Raw genomic sequence first — 18417 nt, 5'->3', positions numbered from 1 at the left:
AAAATTTGAAATTAAACACGCATAAAAATAATAAATAGAAATTAAGGTGTAATATTCAATTCATCATTCAATTTTTCCATATCTACTTGATACATTGGCATCCCTTTAAGCAAAATAAAAGGTGTTGCAAAAGCATCGTAATCCATCATTTCATTTTTATAGTTTTGGTTTTTGATATTTTTTTCTGTAAATTTTATATTTTTATTTACTAAATAATTTTTAATAAAAGCACAAGGTGGACAGTCATCTTGTGTATAAATAATCACTGTATCAGTCATACATTACATCCTCTCATGATTTATCTTACAACACTATATAAAAAATGAGACGTCATTTCAACTTTGTGAACGTTGTGTGAAAAGACATAAAATCGTCACAGTGATTTAAAGCAATTTAATTTAGTTCAATAGTACTAAGGACTTATAATTCTAATCACTTGTCACTCCAATAACTAAAAAATAAAAATGAAGGGTGATTAATAGATGGATTCAGTAGAAATAGCTCGATTGTTGACGGGTATGACACTTGCAGTGCATATTATATTTGCAACAATTGGTGTTGGTATGCCACTTATGTTTGCAATAGCAGAGTTTATTGGCATAAAGAAAAATGATGCGAATTATATCACATTGGCCAAAAGATGGTCGAAAGGCTACACAATAACCGTCGCTGTTGGAGTCGTTACAGGTACTATTATTGGTTTACAACTTTCACTTGTCTGGCCGACATTTATGAAAATGGGCGGTCATGTTATCGCTTTACCACTATTCATGGAAACTTTTGCATTCTTTTTTGAAGCAATCTTTTTAAGTATTTATTTATACACTTGGGAAAGATTTAAAAATAAATGGACACATTTTTTCATATCTATACCCGTTATTATAGGAGGTTCATTCTCAGCATTCTTTATTACATCAGTCAATTCATTTATGAATACCCCAGCTGGTTTTGAAATTAAAAATGGTCGTATGGTAAATGTTCAGCCATTAGAAGCAATGTTTAATTCATCGTTTATGGTTCGTGCTTTACATGTAGTTGCAACTGCAGGTATGACGATGGCGTTTATATTAGCAGCCATCGCAGCGTTTAAATTATTACGTCATAATCATACAGAAGATAGAACATACCATACAAAAGCTCTTAATTTAAGCATGATTGTTGGATTCATCAATACCGTTCTTTCGATGATTGCAGGAGATTTATCTGCTAAATTTTTACACAAAGTTCAACCAGATAAGCTTGCAGCATATGAATGGCATTATGATACGCAATCTCATGCGAATTTAGTTCTTTTCGGTGTATTAAATGAAAAAACACATGAAGTTTCAGGAGCACTAGAGATTCCTGGATTACTTAGTTTTTTAGCAGATAATAGTTTTAATACAAAAGTTAAAGGTTTAAATGAATTTCCTAAAAATGAATTACCTCCTATGATAGTTCATTACTTTTTCGATTTGATGGTATCAATGGGAATATTCTGTTTTATCATTTCAGGACTCTATATGTTATTTTTAATTGTTAAAAAGTTACGTAAATATGTAACTAGTAGTGTGATGTTATACGCTATCTTGTTAACTGGTCCCGCATCAATGTTAGCGATAGAATTTGGTTGGTTCTTAACTGAAATGGGTCGTCAACCGTGGATTATACGAGGATATATGCGCGTATCAGAAGCTGCTACCCAGGCGGGGGGAATCACATTAGTAACGACGCTATTCGGTTTACTATATCTTTTATTACTAGTTACTTCGGCTTATGTACTAATTAGAATGTTTAAAAATCAACCTGCTTATAAAGATGTAGAAAAAGTGATTGAAGAGAGAGGTGAAACAAAATGATTTACGCTTATATTGGTATAACAGTATTATGGGTATTTTTATTTTGTTATATTATTATTGCCTCCATTGATTTTGGTGCAGGATTTTTCGCATTGCATTCTAAAATGACAGGTAATGAGAAAAAGGTTAATCATTTAATCCATAGATACCTCAATCCAGTTTGGGAAGTTACAAATGTCTTTTTCGTTTTCTTTTTTGTAGGATTTATAGGTTTTTTTCCTGATTCTGCTAAATACTTAGGAACAGTTTTATTAGTACCCGGATCAATAGCTTTAATTCTTATTTCTATACGAAGTAGTTTTTATGCTTTTGAAAATTATGGTCAAGATACTAAACTGCCCTGGATTGTATTATATGGTTTAACAGGTCTATTAATTCCAGCCTCTCTAGCAACTGCTCTAACAATTTCAGAAGGTGGTTATATCTATGAGCATGGCACACATGTTGATTTAGATTGGATACAATTATTATTAAGTCCATTTGCATGGTCTGTAGTATTCTTAGCCATAATTTCAGTGCTCTATATTTCATCAGGTTTTTTAACATATTATGCTCATAAAGCAAATGATCAACCAGCTTATGATATGACACGACAATGGCATATTTTTTGGGGGCCACCTATGATTGTGATTTCATTATTTGTTTTCTTATCTCTTAGAATTCAAAATTCTGATCACTTTAGAACTGCTATTTTTAATTATTGGTGGATGTTTGCCATCAGCTTTATATTTTTTATAATAGCTGGATTACTGACTATATTTAAAAAGAAACATGGTTTAGCTTTTATCATGGTTATATTGCAAATGTTATTTGCATTCTTTGGCTACGGAATGAGTAAACTTCCATATTTACTTTATCCGTTTATTAAAATTACAGACTCTCATGTCAATCCGGAAATGGGATTATCATTAGTTATTGTTTTTGTTTTAGGTTTACTTTTATTAATTCCATCGTTAATATTATTATTAAGATTATTTGTTTTCGACAAAGCATATGTGGAAGGAAAGAAATAATAAGACTCTGAGGAATGTTAGTAATCATTCCTCTTTTATATAGTGGAGGACGAATATGGATAAAGAGTATGTCGTAATTGGACTAGGGCGTTTTGGCGGTAGTATTGTTAGAGAACTTAACGCATTAGACATGGATGTTATGGCTATTGATAGAGACGAAAATCGTGTTAACGAATATAGTGATATAGCAACACATGCTGTTGTTGCTGATACAACTGATGAAGCAGTAATGAAGAGTTTAGGAATACGTAATTTCGATCATGTTATTGTCGCTATTGGTGAGAATATACAATCTAGTACACTAACGACGTTAATTCTTAAAGAGTTAGGTGTCAAAAAGGTTACTGCTAAAGCTCAAAATGATTATCATGCTAAGATTTTAAATAAAATAGGTGCTGACACTGTTGTGCACCCTGAAAGAGATATGGGAAGACGTATTGCTCATAACGTTGCTAGTGCTAGTGTACTTGATTACTTAGAACTTGCTGATGAGCATTCAATCGTTGAATTAAAATCTACAGAAAAAATGGCAGGTCAAACAATTATTGAATTAGATATTCGAGCTCAATATGGTATTAACATTATAGCAATTAAAAGAGCTAAAGAATTTATAGTTTCTCCGGATCCTAACATCAATATTGAAATAGGGGACATTTTAATTATGATTGGTCATGATAATGACTTAGGTCGCTTTGAAAAAAATATAAGCAAGTAAATGTTTGCATAATCCAATTTTAAATTGATGTATGTGTACAGCATAAGTGAATTGTTGAAAAGTGAAATTTGTTTCTTTTTGTTTTTAGAATATCGTAAATGAAAATCTAGTTTATAATGTTGAATCTTTTTAAGTATTTAAATAGATTAATAAAATTGTATTATTTTAGGCTTAAACATAATAAAGTACACTTAATTATTTGTACTTCTATTAAATGTTATTCCTGTAAATAAATATTTCAAAATTATAAAAAGTAAACTGGGACATTAATCCCAAAAAAGCAGTAAGATATTTTCTGATTGAAAATTACCTTACTGCTTTTCTCTATTTATACAATACTAAGTATTGTATGACATACTTTGTGAATAAAGGTTATAACATGACTCAATTTACCATACTAATAGAAACTTCAGTACTCATCTCCATAAATGATATGTTTAGCATGTGAATGATATTATTGAAACAATTATAGATCCCGAGTTAAATGAAATTGAACACTATTGTGATACAATCCATTATATCATCGCAAAATGTTGTTAAACGTTGTTTTATATGTTCTATACATAATCAGTATTTTCTGATTGGAATATAGAGACATTACTTTAAGAAATTTTCTTAACCTAAACCATAAAACAATTAGCTAGTCAAAGAAGGAATAGGATTTGTATTAAAGGAACTTATATAAGTAAGATAGTATCTCAACAAGCTTGTTATAGTTTGAAAATTATAAAAGAGACAATTGCTATATGAAATAATATAGCAATTGCCTCTTTTTACTAGTTTAAGAACTTTAAGTTCTAAACTTCCTTTTTTATAAGAAATTCAAAGTTAGAAGATATAATCTCAAATCGTATTAAATGAATAACTCAAAATAATTAATTACTACTAAAAATATCTAATATTATTAGAGTAATGGAAACATTTAAAGTAGTATAAATTCATTGTAACTTGACTAAATATATTTAAGTGTTTATTTATCTTCATTTACTTTCATTATCACAGGTAAAATCATAGGTTTTCGAGCTGTTTTTTCATAAAGATAAGGATGTAATGTTTCGATAATTGAAGATTTAATTTGATGCCATTGAATATCTTTATTGCTGTTAAGTTTAGAAATGACATCGCCTTTAATTTTACGTTGAGCATCATAAATTAATTGACCAGATTCACGCATATAAACAAAACCACGTGAAATAATATCAGGGCCAGATAGTAATTTGTTAGTATTAAAGTCAATGCTCACAACAACAATAACTAACCCTTCTTCTGAAAGTAATTTACGATCTCTGATGACAACATTGCCAATATCACCTATACCACTGCCATCAACGAGTACATTGCCGGAAGGAATTCTTCCTGCTTTTCGTGCAGAATCATGAGTTAGGGCAAGTACATCACCGATATCGAAAATAAATACATTATCTTCATCAACACCGCATTGAACACCAGTCTCGCCATGAGCTTTAAGCATACGATATTCACCGTGAATTGGCAGGAAGTATTTAGGTTGAATCAGACGTAACATTAATTGTTGATCACCTTGAGAACCGTGTCCAGAAGTGTGAATGTTTGATATTTTACTATGAATCACATCTGCACCAGCTTTGTACAACGCATTAATTGTACGATTGATACTCTTAGTGTTACCTGGAATAGGTGAAGAACTAAATACTACAGTGTCTTCCGGTATAATTTTTATTTGCTTATGTGTACCATTTGCAATTCTTGATAATGCAGCCATAGGTTCACCTTGAGAACCAGTACAAAGAATGAGTAACTCGTGTTTAGGTACACTATTTATTTTATTAGGTTCTATAAACGTTTCTGGTGGCGCTTTGATATATCCTAGTTCCATACCAATTTTGATATTGTTTTCCATTGAACGTCCAAATGTAACGATTTTACGATTATATTTAATTGCTGCTTCAACGGCTTGTTGAACACGATAAATATTAGAAGCAAAAGTTGCAAAGATAATACGACCCTTACAATTTCTGAAAATTTTATCGACATTTTGTCCAACTTCACGTTCACTTAAAGTGAAATCTGGAACTAGTGCATTTGTTGAGTCTGATAGTAAGCACAACACACCTTCATGACCTAATTGGGCCATTTTAGCTATGTTAGCAGGCTCACCTACAGGAGTAAAGTCAAATTTGAAGTCTCCCGTATGAACAATTTTACCTTCAGGTGTATCGACTATAACGCCATATGCTTCTGGAATACTATGTGTGGTTAGATAGAAAGAAATTTCAAAATGCTTAGACTTAATTACGCTACTTTCATCTATTTCATGTAATTCAGTCGTTCTAAGCAAATGATGTTCTTCTAGTTTATTGCGAATGAGACCTAACGCTAATGGACCACCGTAAATAGGTACATTAATTTGTTTTAATAGGAAGGGCACACCACCTATATGGTCTTCGTGTCCATGAGTAATAAACAGACCGACAATCTTATCTTGGTTCTGTTCTAAGTAAGTGTAATCAGGAATTACATAATCAATTCCTAAAAGATTATCGTCAGGGAATTTGATTCCAGCATCAATGATTACAATTTCATCTTTGTACTCAACAGCATAGGTATTTTTTCCAACTTCACCTAAACCACCAAGTGCATATACACCTACTTCATTTGAATGTAGTTGTTTCATTATTCGGCGTTCTCCACATTAAAGTGTGTTGAATGTTCTTTTTCATATTCTAAGTGTGCGCCCTCTAATTTAGTAATAAATTCAATATTAAAATTTCGGTCTTTCAAATAACGTCTTACTTGTTCCTCAGTTTGTCCCTCAACATAAATTGTTTGAGTATTTTCACGAACGATGACTTCATCTTTATTATGTTGATAAAATACTTTAAATACTGCCATTATTGTATTGTCCTCCTATAAATTATAATTGTTATATTTTACGACCCTAGTTGTGAATACTCGGGTTATTAAAGATTTTTTACATATCCATTAGAGTATTATTCTTCAATAATTTTTGTGTTCTAAATTTAATTTGTTAGAAACATACCAGCTCAATCTAAACGTAATTTTTATACTTGTTTAATCTCACTGCCCAGTATGTTCTCTAGGGTAATAATGTCGTTCAAAATTTGAAATTAGTATCAATTTACTAAGATTTCAGTTAAGTAATATTTTACATGATGTTTTTGAATAAATAAAGCAGTTTTATTTCGCTATGTACTTTCTTGTTTTTAAATTAATCTTAATAACATTTGAATTACTTTTAAAAAAACACTTCATCAAGTAAGTATAAAATACAACTTAATGAAGTGTTTTAATATAGTTCATGATTTAGACTTCTACGGCCTCTTCATGTGGTTTTAGAGGTTCATTGGCATCAATATAATCATAAAACATAATGCCATTTAGATGATCAATTTCGTGTTGAAATACAATCGCAGGATAGCCTTTGAGACGTAATTTAACATCATTTCCATCAATATCTTGAGCTTTAATAGTGACTCTATGATGACGATGCACTAAACCTGGGATGTTTTCATCAACACTAAGGCAACCTTCGCCAGTTGGTAAATAAGCTTCTTGTACACTGTAACTTACTATTTTAGGATTTACGAGCATATAATCATACGATTTACCGTTTCCATCATCAGGTAAGTAGACAGCAATCATACGCTTTGGTTCATTAATTTGTGGAGCAGCTAAACCTACACCAGAACGTAGACCATAACGTTTTGCCGTTTCTTCATCCTGACTATTGATTAGAAATTCACGCATTGCGCGCAACGTTTCTTTATCATTGTTAGAAAGTGGGAAGCTTAATTCTTTCGCTTTTTCACGAAGTGTTGGATGACCATCTCTTATAATATCTTTCATTGTTATCATGTCATACACCTTCCTTATTAAATAATATATCAGATAAGATAGACACAAGTACATTAATAGATACTCAAAGATTTTATTGCTTTAAATGCTTGCACTAGAATATAGAATGATAGCTTTATATTGATTTATTATAATTTATTATTTAATATTACAAGCGAACAACTTTGAGGAGGTAACAGTTCATGAATTTTAAAAAGACTGTAGCAATTGTCCTAACGTCAGCAGTGTTATTAGCTGGATGTACTATAGATAAAAAAGAAATTAAAAAATATGATGATCAAGTACAAAAAGCTATGGACCAAGAGAAAACCGTTAATCAAGTAAGTAAAAAAATAAACGAATTAGAAGAGAAAAAACAAAAATTATTTAAAAAGGTAAATGATAAAGATCAAAGCACACGTAAAAAAGCAGCTGAAGATATCGTTGAAAATGTAGAACAAAGACAAAAAGAATTTAAAAAAGAAGAGAAGGCTCTAGATAATTCTGAAAAAGAATTTAAACAAGCCAAGCAATATCTTGAACATGTAGAAAACAAAGCAAAGAAAAAAGAAGTTGAACAACTTGATAGTGCTATTAAAGAAAAATATAAATCACATGATGCTTATGCAAAGGCTTACAAAAAAGCACTTAATAAGGAAAAAGAACTGTTTTCTTATTTGAATGAAGATAATGCAACACAATCGGAAGTAGACGGAAAATCGAAAGATCTTTCTAAAGCATATAAAGAAATGAATAATAAGTTTAATGCATACTCAAAAGCCATTGAGAAAGTAAAAAGAGAAAAACAGGATGTAGACCAATTAAAATAAATAATGAGTTAATACAGTTGCGTGATTTTTAATATAACAGGTCATGTAACTGTATTATTTTTATGTGGAACAGAACTTTATGAAATCGTTTAACAGAGATTTTTATTTGTGATACAATTAAGGAGGATAAAATGAATTTCTATTTACATGGGAAAGGTATGGTGAATTGAATGGCTCCTAAGTTACAAGCCCAATTCGATGCAGTTAAAGTTTTAAATGAGACTCAATCGAAATTTGAAATGGTTCAAATTTTGGATGAAGACGGAAATGTCGTTAATGAAGACTTAGTACCTGATTTAACAGACGAACAATTAGTGGAATTAATGGAAAGAATGGTATGGACTAGAATTCTTGATCAACGTTCTATTTCATTAAATAGACAAGGACGTTTAGGTTTCTATGCACCAACAGCAGGTCAAGAAGCTTCACAATTAGCATCTCAGTATGCTTTAGAAAGTGAAGACTTCATTTTACCTGGTTATCGTGATGTGCCTCAGATTATTTGGCATGGCTTACCTCTTACAGACGCGTTCTTATTCTCAAGAGGGCACTTCAAAGGTAACCAATTCCCTGAGGGAGTTAATGCACTTAGCCCACAAATCATTATCGGAGCACAATATATTCAAACTGCCGGTGTAGCATTTGGACTTAAAAAACGTGGCAAAAATGCAGTGGCAATTACTTATACTGGTGATGGTGGTTCATCACAAGGTGACTTCTATGAAGGAATTAACTTTGCATCTGCATATAAAGCACCTGCAATTTTTGTAATTCAAAACAATAACTATGCCATCTCTACACCACGTAGTAAACAAACAGCTGCAGAAACATTAGCACAAAAGGCTATTTCAGTTGGTATCCCTGGAATTCAAGTTGATGGAATGGATGCTTTAGCTGTTTATCAAGCAACATTAGAAGCACGTGAACGTGCAGTAGCAGGAGAAGGTCCAACTGTTATCGAAACTTTAACTTATCGTTATGGACCACATACTATGGCTGGTGATGATCCTACTCGTTATAGAACTTCAGATGAAGATGCCGAATGGGAGAAAAAAGACCCATTAGTACGTTTCAGAAAATATTTAGAAGCTAAAGGTCTTTGGAATGAAGACAAAGAGAATGAAGTGGTTGAACGTGCAAAATCTGAAATAAAAGCAGCTATTAAAGAGGCTGACAATACAGAAAAACAAACTGTTACTTCTCTAATGGATATCATGTATGAAGAAATGCCTCAAAATTTAGCAGAACAATATGAAATTTACAAAGAGAAGGAGTCGAAGTAAGCCATGGCACAAATGACAATGGTTCAAGCGATTAACGATGCGCTTAAAAGTGAACTCAAAAGAGACGAAGACGTTTTAGTTTTCGGTGAAGACGTTGGTGTTAACGGTGGTGTATTCCGTGTTACTGAAGGTTTACAAAAAGAATTTGGCGAAGATCGAGTGTTTGATACACCATTAGCAGAGTCTGGAATTGGTGGGCTTGCACTAGGCTTAGCAGTGACTGGCTTCCGTCCAGTTATGGAAATTCAATTCTTAGGATTCGTTTATGAGGTGTTTGACGAAGTAGCTGGTCAAATTGCTCGTACTCGTTTCCGTTCAGGTGGAACTAAACCAGCGCCAGTTACAATTCGTGCACCTTTTGGTGGTGGCGTTCACACTCCAGAGTTGCATGCTGATAATTTAGAAGGTATCTTAGCTCAATCACCTGGTTTGAAAGTAGTTATTCCATCAGGACCATATGATGCTAAAGGATTATTAATTTCTTCTATTCAAAGTAATGATCCAGTTGTGTATCTAGAACATATGAAATTATATCGTTCTTTCCGTGAAGAGGTTCCTGAAGAAGAATACACAATTGACATCGGAAAAGCCAATGTTAAAAAAGAAGGTAATGATATTACTTTAATATCTTACGGGGCAATGGTACAAGAATCACTAAAAGCTGCTGAAGAGTTAGAAAAAGATGGTTATTCAGTTGAAGTTATTGACTTACGTACTGTACAACCAATTGATATCGATACTCTAGTAGCGTCTGTTGAGAAAACTGGTCGTGCTGTAGTTGTACAAGAAGCTCAACGCCAAGCTGGTGTAGGTGCACAAGTGGCAGCAGAATTAGCAGAGCGAGCAATTCTTTCATTAGAAGCTCCAATAGCTCGAGTAGCCGCATCAGATACTATTTATCCATTTACTCAAGCTGAAAACGTTTGGTTACCAAATAAAAAAGATATTATAGAGCAGGCTAAGGCAACTTTAGAATTCTAATTATTAAAAAAGCAAACGTAAAAATATCAATCAAATAAAGTTTACATTTAGTTGTAAGGTCTTCCTTACCTTATAACTTTTGTATAAATTTTCAATAATTTAAATACGTAAATCTTAGGAGGACAAGAACGTGGCATTTGAATTTAGATTACCCGATATCGGGGAAGGTATCCACGAAGGTGAAATTGTTAAATGGTTTATTAAAGCCGGCGACACAATTGAAGAAGATGATGTATTAGCAGAAGTTCAAAATGATAAGTCTGTAGTAGAAATTCCTTCTCCAGTAAGTGGTACTGTTGAAGAAGTGTTAGTAGATGAAGGAACAGTGGCAGTTGTAGGAGATGTCATCGTTAAAATTGATGCACCTGATGCAGAAGAAATGCAATTTAAAGGTCATGGCGATGATGAGGATTCTAAGAAAGAAGAAAAAGAACAAGAATCAACTGTGCAAGAAGAAGCTTCATCAACTCAATCACAAGAAAAGACAGAAGTAGATGAAAATAAAACTGTTAAAGCGATGCCGTCAGTGCGTAAGTATGCACGTGAGAATGGTGTCAATATTAAAGCTGTAAATGGTTCTGGTAAAAATGGACGAATTACAAAAGAAGACATTGATGCATACTTAAATGGTGGTAGTTCCGAAGAAGGTTCAAACACTAGCGCAGCATCTGAATCAACTTCTAGTGATGTCGATAATGCTTCAGCAACACAAGCTTTACCAGAAGGTGACTTCCCTGAAACTACAGAAAAAATACCTGCAATGCGCAAAGCAATTGCTAAAGCAATGATTAATTCTAAACACACTGCACCTCATGTTACATTAATGGATGAAATTGATGTGCAAGAACTATGGGATCACCGTAAGAAATTTAAAGAAATTGCTGCTGAACAAGGTACAAAACTTACTTTCTTACCATATGTTGTTAAAGCACTAGTTTCTGCACTTAAAAAATATCCAGCACTTAATACTTCTTTCAATGAAGAAGCTGGAGAGGTTGTGCACAAACATTACTGGAATATTGGTATTGCTGCAGATACGGATAAAGGATTATTAGTACCAGTAGTTAAACATGCTGATCGTAAATCAATATTCGAAATTTCTGATGAAATTAATGAACTAGCTGTAAAAGCACGTGATGGTAAATTAACTTCAGAAGAAATGAAAGGTGCAACATGCACAATTAGTAATATCGGTTCCGCTGGTGGTCAATGGTTCACACCAGTTATCAATCACCCAGAAGTAGCTATCTTAGGAATTGGCCGTATCGCTCAAAAACCTATCGTTAAAGATGGAGAAATTGTAGCTGCACCAGTATTAGCTTTATCATTAAGCTTTGACCATAGACAAATCGATGGTGCTACTGGACAAAATGCTATGAATCACATTAAACGCTTATTAAATAATCCAGAATTATTATTAATGGAGGGGTAAAAACATGGTAGTTGGAGATTTCCCAATTGAAACAGATACTATTGTAATAGGAGCAGGTCCAGGTGGATATGTCGCAGCCATTCGTGCGGCTCAATTAGGACAAAAGGTAACAATCGTTGAGAAAGGTAATTTAGGTGGTGTGTGCTTAAACGTAGGTTGTATACCTTCAAAAGCATTACTTCATGCTTCTCATCGCTTTGTTGAAGCGCAAAATTCAGAAAACTTAGGGGTAATTGCTGAAAGCGTTTCTTTAAACTATCAAAAAGTTCAAGAATTCAAGACTTCTGTAGTTAATAAATTAACTGGCGGTGTTGAAGGACTTTTAAAAGGTAACAAAGTAGAGATTGTTAGAGGTGAAGCTTATTTCGTTGATAACAATAGTTTACGTGTCATGGACGAAAAGAGTGCTCAAACTTACAATTTCAAACATGCGATTATAGCTACAGGTTCAAGACCGATTGAAATTCCAAATTTTGAATTCGGTAAACGTGTTATCGATTCAACAGGAGCTTTAAATCTACAAGAAGTACCTAACAAACTAGTTGTAGTTGGTGGCGGATATATCGGTTCTGAATTAGGTACTGCTTTTGCAAACTTTGGCTCTGAAGTTACAATCCTTGAAGGTGCAAAAGATATTCTAGGCGGATTTGAAAAGCAAATGACGCAACCTGTTAAAAAAGGTATGAAGGAAAAAGGTATCGAAATCGTTACTGAAGCAATGGCAAAATCTGCTGAAGAAACTGAAAATGGTGTCAAAGTAACTTATGAAGCAAAAGGTGAGGAACAAACTATCGAAGCTGATTATGTTTTAGTTACAGTTGGCCGTCGCCCTAATACTGATGAATTAGGATTAGAAGAACTTGGTCTAAAATTTGCTGATCGTGGATTACTAGAAGTGGACAAACAAAGTCGTACTTCTATTGAAAATATCTTTGCGATTGGAGATATTGTACCTGGATTACCATTAGCTCACAAAGCTAGTTACGAAGGTAAAGTTGCTGCTGAAGCGATAGATGGTCAAGCCGCAGAGGTAGATTATATTGGTATGCCAGCAGTTTGCTTTACAGAACCAGAATTAGCACAAGTTGGTTATACTGAAGCTCAAGCAAAAGAAGAAGGTTTATCAATTAAAGCTTCTAAATTCCCTTATGCAGCTAATGGACGAGCTTTATCTTTAGATGATACAAATGGTTTTGTTAAGTTAATCACGCTTAAAGAAGATGATACGCTTATTGGAGCACAAGTTGTAGGTACTGGTGCATCTGATATTATCTCTGAATTAGGTTTAGCTATCGAGTCAGGTATGAATGCTGAAGATATCGCATTAACTGTACATGCACACCCAACTTTAGGTGAAATGACAATGGAAGCTGCTGAAAAAGCAATTGGTTATCCAATTCATACTATGTAATTACAAGTTAATAATGATAAATGTATTCAAATTAATATGATTTATTTATGATTTGTACGTATATTACTTTTTCGTATGTATAGTCACAGACTGGCATAGTCATACGTATCATAAATCATTTCACAATATTACCCTCAGCATTTAGCTATTCTAAATCATAGCGATCTGTTGGGGGTATTTATTCATGGTGGGATAGAATTCAAAAATGGATTTTATCCCATCTTTTTATGCCAATAAAGGTATACTGTGTTATTTTTAATATATCTAAATTTGAAAAATAAAAGTATAAAGTATATAAAGGAGAGGATACTATGGAATATCAATATCCATTAGATTTAGATTGGACTAATGATGAAATGATGAAAGTGATTCATTTCTTTAATAAAATCGAAAATTATTATGAGTTATCTGTAAAGGGTGACGAAGTTTTAAATGCTTATAAAAATTTTAAACATATTGTGCCCGGAAAAGCTGATGAAAAACAGGTTTTTAAAGAATTTGAAAATAAAAGTGGTTATAATAGTTACAAAGTAATTCAAGAAATTAAAAAAAATCCAAATCAAACTATTTTTAGTAAAGATATCGACTAACTTTTTCTATTAAATCCGCAATAATAAGTTAATATAAAACTATTGATTACGTAGCTATATTTTGTTATTTTTATTAAGCATTAAACAAAATGTTTGATATAAGTAAACATGATATAGCTTTTTTAGGTGGTCAGAAAGATGGATATTGGATATAAATTACGTAATTTAAGAAGAATAAAAAATTTGACACAAGAGGAATTAGCAGAGCGAACTGATCTATCAAAAGGATATATATCGCAAATTGAAAGTAATCATGCTTCACCTAGTATGGAAACATTTTTAAATTTAATAGAAGTACTTGGTACTTCTGCAAGCGACTTTTTTAAAGAATCGTCAGATGAGAAGGTACTTTATAAGAAGAACGAACAGACTATTTATGATGAGTATGATAAAGGTTATATCTTGAACTGGCTTGTAACGAATTCTAATGAGTTTGACATGGAACCATTGATTCTAACTTTACGACCAAATGCCTCATATAAAAACTTTAAACCATCTGAATCAGATACTTTTATCTATTGTTTAAATGGTGAAGTATCACTTCAACTAGGAAATCAAGTATATAAAGCTTGTAAAGAAGATGTACTTTATTTTAAAGCGAAAGATAAACATCGCTTATATAACGAAACAAATAAAGAAGTTAAGGTTTTAATCGTTGCCACAGCTTCATATTTATAGGAGGAAACTTTATGAATCCATTGCTTTCTTTTAAAGATGTCAGTAAGGGCTTTGAAGATGTACAAATACTAAACGAAATTAATATTGATATTGAACCAGGCTATTTTTATACACTTTTAGGTCCTTCGGGTTGTGGAAAAACAACAATTTTAAAACTCATAGCAGGATTTGAATATCCCGATAGTGGAGATATTATATATAAAGATAAACCTATTGGTAAAATGCCGCCGAATAAGCGTAAGGTAAATACTGTATTCCAAGATTATGCATTATTTCCACATTTAAATGTATTCGACAATATAGCATATGGTTTAAAATTAAAAAAATTAAGTAAGTCAGAAATTAAGCGTAAAGTTACTGAGGCACTTCAGTTGGTGAAATTAAGTGGGTATGAACATAGGCAAATACAAGGTATGAGTGGTGGACAAAAACAACGTGTAGCCATAGCACGAGCAATTGTTAATGAGCCTGAAATATTATTATTAGATGAGTCTTTATCCGCCTTAGATTTAAAATTACGAACAGAAATGCAATATTTATTGAGAGAACTTCAATCCCGTTTAGGTATAACCTTTATATTTGTAACTCATGATCAAGAAGAGGCCTTAGCATTAAGTGATTATATTTTTGTTATGAAAGATGGCAAAATTCAACAATTCGGGACACCAATAGATATATACGATGAACCAGTTAACCGATTTGTTGCTGATTTTATAGGAGAGTCCAATATAGTTGAAGGTACAATGGTTGAAGATTTTGTCGTCAATATTTATGGTCAAAATTTTGATTGTGTAGATATGGGAATAACAGAAAATAAAAAAGTTGAAGTTGTAATTAGACCCGAAGACATTTCACTTGTTTCAAAAAATGATGGGCTATTTAAAGCCAAAGTTGATTCTATGCTATTTAGAGGTGTACATTATGAAATTTGTTGCAAAGACAGAAAAGGGTATGAATGGGTAATACAATCAACAAAAAAAGCTAATGTAGGTAGTGAAGTAGGGCTGTATTTTGAACCAGAAGCAATACACATCATGGTACCAGGTGAAACTGAAGAAGAATTTGATAAGCGAATTGAAAGTTATGAGGACTATCATCATGCGTAATGTCAATAAATGGTTACTGGTTCCTTACTTATTATGGATGGTTATATTTATTATCATTCCAGTCATTTTACTTGTTTACTTTTCTTTTATAGATATTTATGGTCACTTTAGTTTTACAAATTATGAGCAGGTATTTTCAACTAGATATTTAAAAATGTTTATTGATTCAATATGGTATGCCGCTTTAATTACAATGATTACCTTAGTAATAAGTTACCCAGCTGCGTACTTTATTTCTTATTCAAGATTACAAAATATACTGCTCATGTTGTTAATTATACCTACTTGGATTAACTTACTTCTCAAGACCTATGCATTTATTGGTTTGTTAGGGCATGATGGATTTATTGACCAAGCTCTACATGTATTTCAAATACCTAAATTAAACTTGTTGTTTACAAGTGGTGCATTTTTATTGGTGGCGAGTTATATATATATTCCATTTATGATTTTGCCTATATTTAATAGCATGAAAGCAATTCCTAACAATATTTTGCAAGCCTCTAATGATTTAGGTGCTAGTACATTTACTACGTTTCGTAAAGTCATCGTTCCGTTAACAAGAGAAGGTATTAAAACTGGTGTGCAAGTAACGTTTATACCAGCTCTTTCACTGTTTATGATTACCAGGTTGATTGCTGGGAACAAAGTAATCAATGTAGGTACAGCAATTGAAGAACAGTTCTTAACTATACAAAATTATGGATTAGGTTCCACTATAGCACTTTTTCTTATTATTTTTATGGCCTTTTTACTCATTATTACAAAATCAAAATCATCTAATGGGAAGGGGTGATTAGTGTGAAATGGTATGGAAAATTATATATAGCTCTATTAATAAGTGTGCTTTATATTCCTATTTTCTTTTTAATGATTTATTCTTTTAATTCTGCGGGGAATATGAGTCACTTCGAACATTTTACTTTAGAACATTACCACTCCCTTTTTCATAATGATCGGTTGATGTCGGTGATTTTTAATACTGTTGCAGTGGCACTTTTATCTGCATCGATTGCTACAGTTATAGGTACATTTGGTGCAATCGCTTTATATTATTTACGCAACAAACGGTTTAAGATTACGCTATTAACGATGAATAATGTATTAATGGTATCTTCGGACGTAGTCATTGGTGCTTCTTTTTTAATTATGTTCACTGCAATAGGACATTTCACAGGTTTAGGTTTAGGGTTTTCAACAGTGCTAGCATCTCATATAGCGTTCTGTATTCCAATTGTTGTTATCATCGTCTTACCCCAATTATATGAAATGAATGATAACATGTTAAATGCAGCAAGAGATTTAGGTGCTAATGAATCACAATTATTAAGTAGCATTATTATACCTAATATTATGCCCTCGATTATAGGAGGATTCTTTATGGCATTAACATATTCTTTAGATGATTTTACAGTAAGCTTCTTTGTTACCGGAAACGGATTTAGTGTATTGTCTGTAGAAGTTTATGCTATGGCTCGCAAAGGTATAAGTATGGAGATTAATGCCATTTCTACAATAATATTTATTGCTATTATGTTTGGAGTATTTGGATATTACTTTATTCAACATATCGTTAATCGTCAGAAAAAGATGAAACGAGGTGTCAATGAATGAAGCGATTTTTTCAACTTATCATTTCTGCTATGGTTATTGGTATTTTATGTTTAATGATTAGTCATTGGTTTAAATCAAAAGATAATACCCACGCAAATGAGAAGTTATATGTTTACAATTGGGGAGAATATATTGATCCTAGCTTAATTAAGAAGTTTGAAAAAGAAACAGGTATACAAGTCGTATATGAAACCTTTGATTCAAATGAAGCAATGGAAGCGAAAATTCGAAATGGAGGCACACACTATGATGTAGCTTTTCCAAGTGAATATACTGTTCAAAAACTAAAAAAAGCTAAATTGCTTGAGACTTTAAATCATGACAAAATTCCAAATATCAGAAATTTAGACAATGATTATATGAACTTGTCATATGACCCAAACAATCGATATTCAATTCCATATTTCTTTGGAACCGTAGGCATTTTATATGATAAAGAGAAATATCCTAATGAAACGTTTGATAGTTGGGGCGATTTGTATCATTCTCAACTCAAAAATGATATTTTATTAGTAGACGGTGCACGTGAAATAATTGGAATGGGATTAAATAAATTAGGGTATAGCCTTAATGACAAAAATCCGACCCATATTCATCAAGCAGAAAAAGATTTGCATAATTTAGCACCACAAGTTAGAGGTATAGTAGGCGACGAAATTACCATGATGCTTCAACAAAACGAAGGACATGTTGCAGTAGTTTGGAGTGGCGTTGCTGCACCACTTGTACAGGAAAATACTCGTTATAATTACGTGATACCTAAAGAAGGCTCCAATCTTTGGTTTGATAATATGGTGATACCTAAAACTGCACAAAATAAAGAAGGTGCGTATAAGTTTATGAATTTCTTACTAGACGCGCAAAATAGTGCCCAGAATACAGAATGGGTAGGATATGCAACACCTAATAAAGCAGCTCGAAGTAAGTTGCCTAAAGAGGTAAGAAACGATCATAGATTCTACCCATCAAAGCAAGAACAGCAACGGTTAGAAGTCTATAAAGATTTAGGTCAATCGTCTCTCAGTGATTATAATGAAAGCTTTTTAAATTTTAAAATGTCTTTAAAATAGCAAATGGTAGTTATTTTTAGAA

At 32.4% G+C, this 18417-nt stretch carries 18 protein-coding genes; 14 read left to right on the top strand and 4 right to left on the bottom strand.

Annotated elements, in window-relative coordinates; translation table 11 throughout:
* Positions 1–41: 41 nt before the first annotated feature.
* Positions 42–278, bottom strand: a complete 237-nt coding sequence (locus NST35_RS08475) for a glutaredoxin family protein (RefSeq protein WP_002457450.1) — start codon at positions 276–278, stop codon at positions 42–44.
* Positions 279–482: 204 nt separating this feature from the next.
* Here NST35_RS08475 and NST35_RS08470 point away from each other — a divergent pair, with 204 nt between their 5' ends.
* From NST35_RS08470 to NST35_RS08460, 3 genes are read left to right on the top strand one after another with little or no spacing between them, the layout of a single operon-like run.
* On the top strand, positions 483–1838 hold the full coding sequence (locus NST35_RS08470) for a cytochrome ubiquinol oxidase subunit I (protein WP_002457449.1): 1356 nt from the start codon (positions 483–485) through the stop codon (positions 1836–1838).
* The gene (locus NST35_RS08465) at positions 1835–2851 is read left to right on the top strand and encodes a cytochrome d ubiquinol oxidase subunit II (RefSeq protein ID WP_032604451.1); all 1017 of its coding nucleotides are present in this window, start codon (positions 1835–1837) and stop codon (positions 2849–2851) included. The genes NST35_RS08470 and NST35_RS08465 overlap by 4 nt, the downstream gene beginning before the upstream one ends.
* Before the next feature lie 55 nt (positions 2852–2906).
* Positions 2907–3566 carry a potassium channel family protein gene (locus NST35_RS08460; RefSeq protein ID WP_001831652.1) on the top strand — a complete coding sequence of 220 codons (660 nt, stop codon included), beginning with the start codon at positions 2907–2909 and terminating at the stop codon, positions 3564–3566.
* A 970-nt stretch (positions 3567–4536) separates the two neighbouring features.
* Here the strand turns inward: NST35_RS08460 and rnjA are convergent.
* The 3 genes from rnjA to def form a co-directional block, all read right to left on the bottom strand.
* Positions 4537–6219, bottom strand: coding sequence for a ribonuclease J1 (rnjA, locus tag NST35_RS08455; protein WP_001831649.1), 1683 nt, complete (start codon positions 6217–6219; stop codon positions 4537–4539).
* A complete protein-coding gene (locus tag NST35_RS08450) occupies positions 6219–6437 on the bottom strand; it encodes a DNA-dependent RNA polymerase subunit epsilon (protein WP_001831646.1) in 219 nt (72 codons plus the stop codon). Before NST35_RS08450 ends, rnjA begins: the two co-directional genes overlap by 1 nt.
* A gap of 432 nt (positions 6438–6869) precedes the next feature.
* Complete coding sequence (gene def / locus NST35_RS08445; protein ID WP_002457448.1) at positions 6870–7421, bottom strand: peptide deformylase; 552 nt, start codon at positions 7419–7421, stop codon at positions 6870–6872.
* A gap of 182 nt (positions 7422–7603) precedes the next feature.
* On the opposite strand from def, the gene NST35_RS08440 reads away from it, so the two are divergent.
* The 11 genes from NST35_RS08440 (at position 7604) to NST35_RS08390 (ending at position 18395) form a co-directional block, all read left to right on the top strand.
* Positions 7604–8230, top strand: coding sequence for a YkyA family protein (locus NST35_RS08440; RefSeq protein WP_002457447.1), 627 nt, complete (start codon positions 7604–7606; stop codon positions 8228–8230).
* Between the two features lie 170 nt (positions 8231–8400).
* The gene (gene pdhA, locus NST35_RS08435) at positions 8401–9513 is read left to right on the top strand and encodes a pyruvate dehydrogenase (acetyl-transferring) E1 component subunit alpha (RefSeq protein ID WP_001831653.1); all 1113 of its coding nucleotides are present in this window, start codon (positions 8401–8403) and stop codon (positions 9511–9513) included.
* A gap of 3 nt (positions 9514–9516) precedes the next feature.
* Entirely contained in the window at positions 9517–10494 is a 978-nt protein-coding gene (locus tag NST35_RS08430) for an alpha-ketoacid dehydrogenase subunit beta (protein ID WP_002446171.1), read from the top strand.
* A gap of 130 nt (positions 10495–10624) precedes the next feature.
* The gene (locus NST35_RS08425) at positions 10625–11926 is read left to right on the top strand and encodes a dihydrolipoamide acetyltransferase family protein (protein ID WP_002457446.1); all 1302 of its coding nucleotides are present in this window, start codon (positions 10625–10627) and stop codon (positions 11924–11926) included.
* A 4-nt stretch (positions 11927–11930) separates the two neighbouring features.
* Positions 11931–13337, top strand: a complete 1407-nt coding sequence (gene lpdA, locus NST35_RS08420; protein ID WP_001831650.1) for a dihydrolipoyl dehydrogenase — start codon at positions 11931–11933, stop codon at positions 13335–13337.
* Positions 13338–13648: 311 nt separating this feature from the next.
* On the top strand, positions 13649–13927 hold the full coding sequence (locus NST35_RS08415; RefSeq protein WP_002457445.1) for a UPF0223 family protein: 279 nt from the start codon (positions 13649–13651) through the stop codon (positions 13925–13927).
* A 138-nt stretch (positions 13928–14065) separates the two neighbouring features.
* A complete protein-coding gene (locus tag NST35_RS08410; protein WP_002446174.1) occupies positions 14066–14605 on the top strand; it encodes a helix-turn-helix domain-containing protein in 540 nt (179 codons plus the stop codon).
* 11 nt (positions 14606–14616) lie between these two features.
* Positions 14617–15711: an ABC transporter ATP-binding protein gene (locus NST35_RS08405; protein WP_002446175.1), complete on the top strand. Its 1095-nt coding sequence runs from the start codon at positions 14617–14619 to the stop codon at positions 15709–15711.
* Positions 15704–16507 carry an ABC transporter permease gene (locus tag NST35_RS08400; protein WP_032604450.1) on the top strand — a complete coding sequence of 268 codons (804 nt, stop codon included), beginning with the start codon at positions 15704–15706 and terminating at the stop codon, positions 16505–16507. The genes NST35_RS08405 and NST35_RS08400 overlap by 8 nt, the downstream gene beginning before the upstream one ends.
* Before the next feature lie 5 nt (positions 16508–16512).
* A complete protein-coding gene (locus NST35_RS08395) occupies positions 16513–17325 on the top strand; it encodes an ABC transporter permease (protein WP_002457443.1) in 813 nt (270 codons plus the stop codon).
* Positions 17322–18395 carry an ABC transporter substrate-binding protein gene (locus NST35_RS08390; RefSeq protein ID WP_002457442.1) on the top strand — a complete coding sequence of 358 codons (1074 nt, stop codon included), beginning with the start codon at positions 17322–17324 and terminating at the stop codon, positions 18393–18395. Before NST35_RS08395 ends, NST35_RS08390 begins: the two co-directional genes overlap by 4 nt.
* Positions 18396–18417: the final 22 nt, after the last annotated feature.

The organism is Staphylococcus sp. FSL W8-0304 (assembly GCF_038006565.1).
GTDB lineage: Bacteria > Bacillota > Bacilli > Staphylococcales > Staphylococcaceae > Staphylococcus > Staphylococcus epidermidis.
This window is presented reverse-complemented; position numbering and strand designations above follow the sequence as displayed.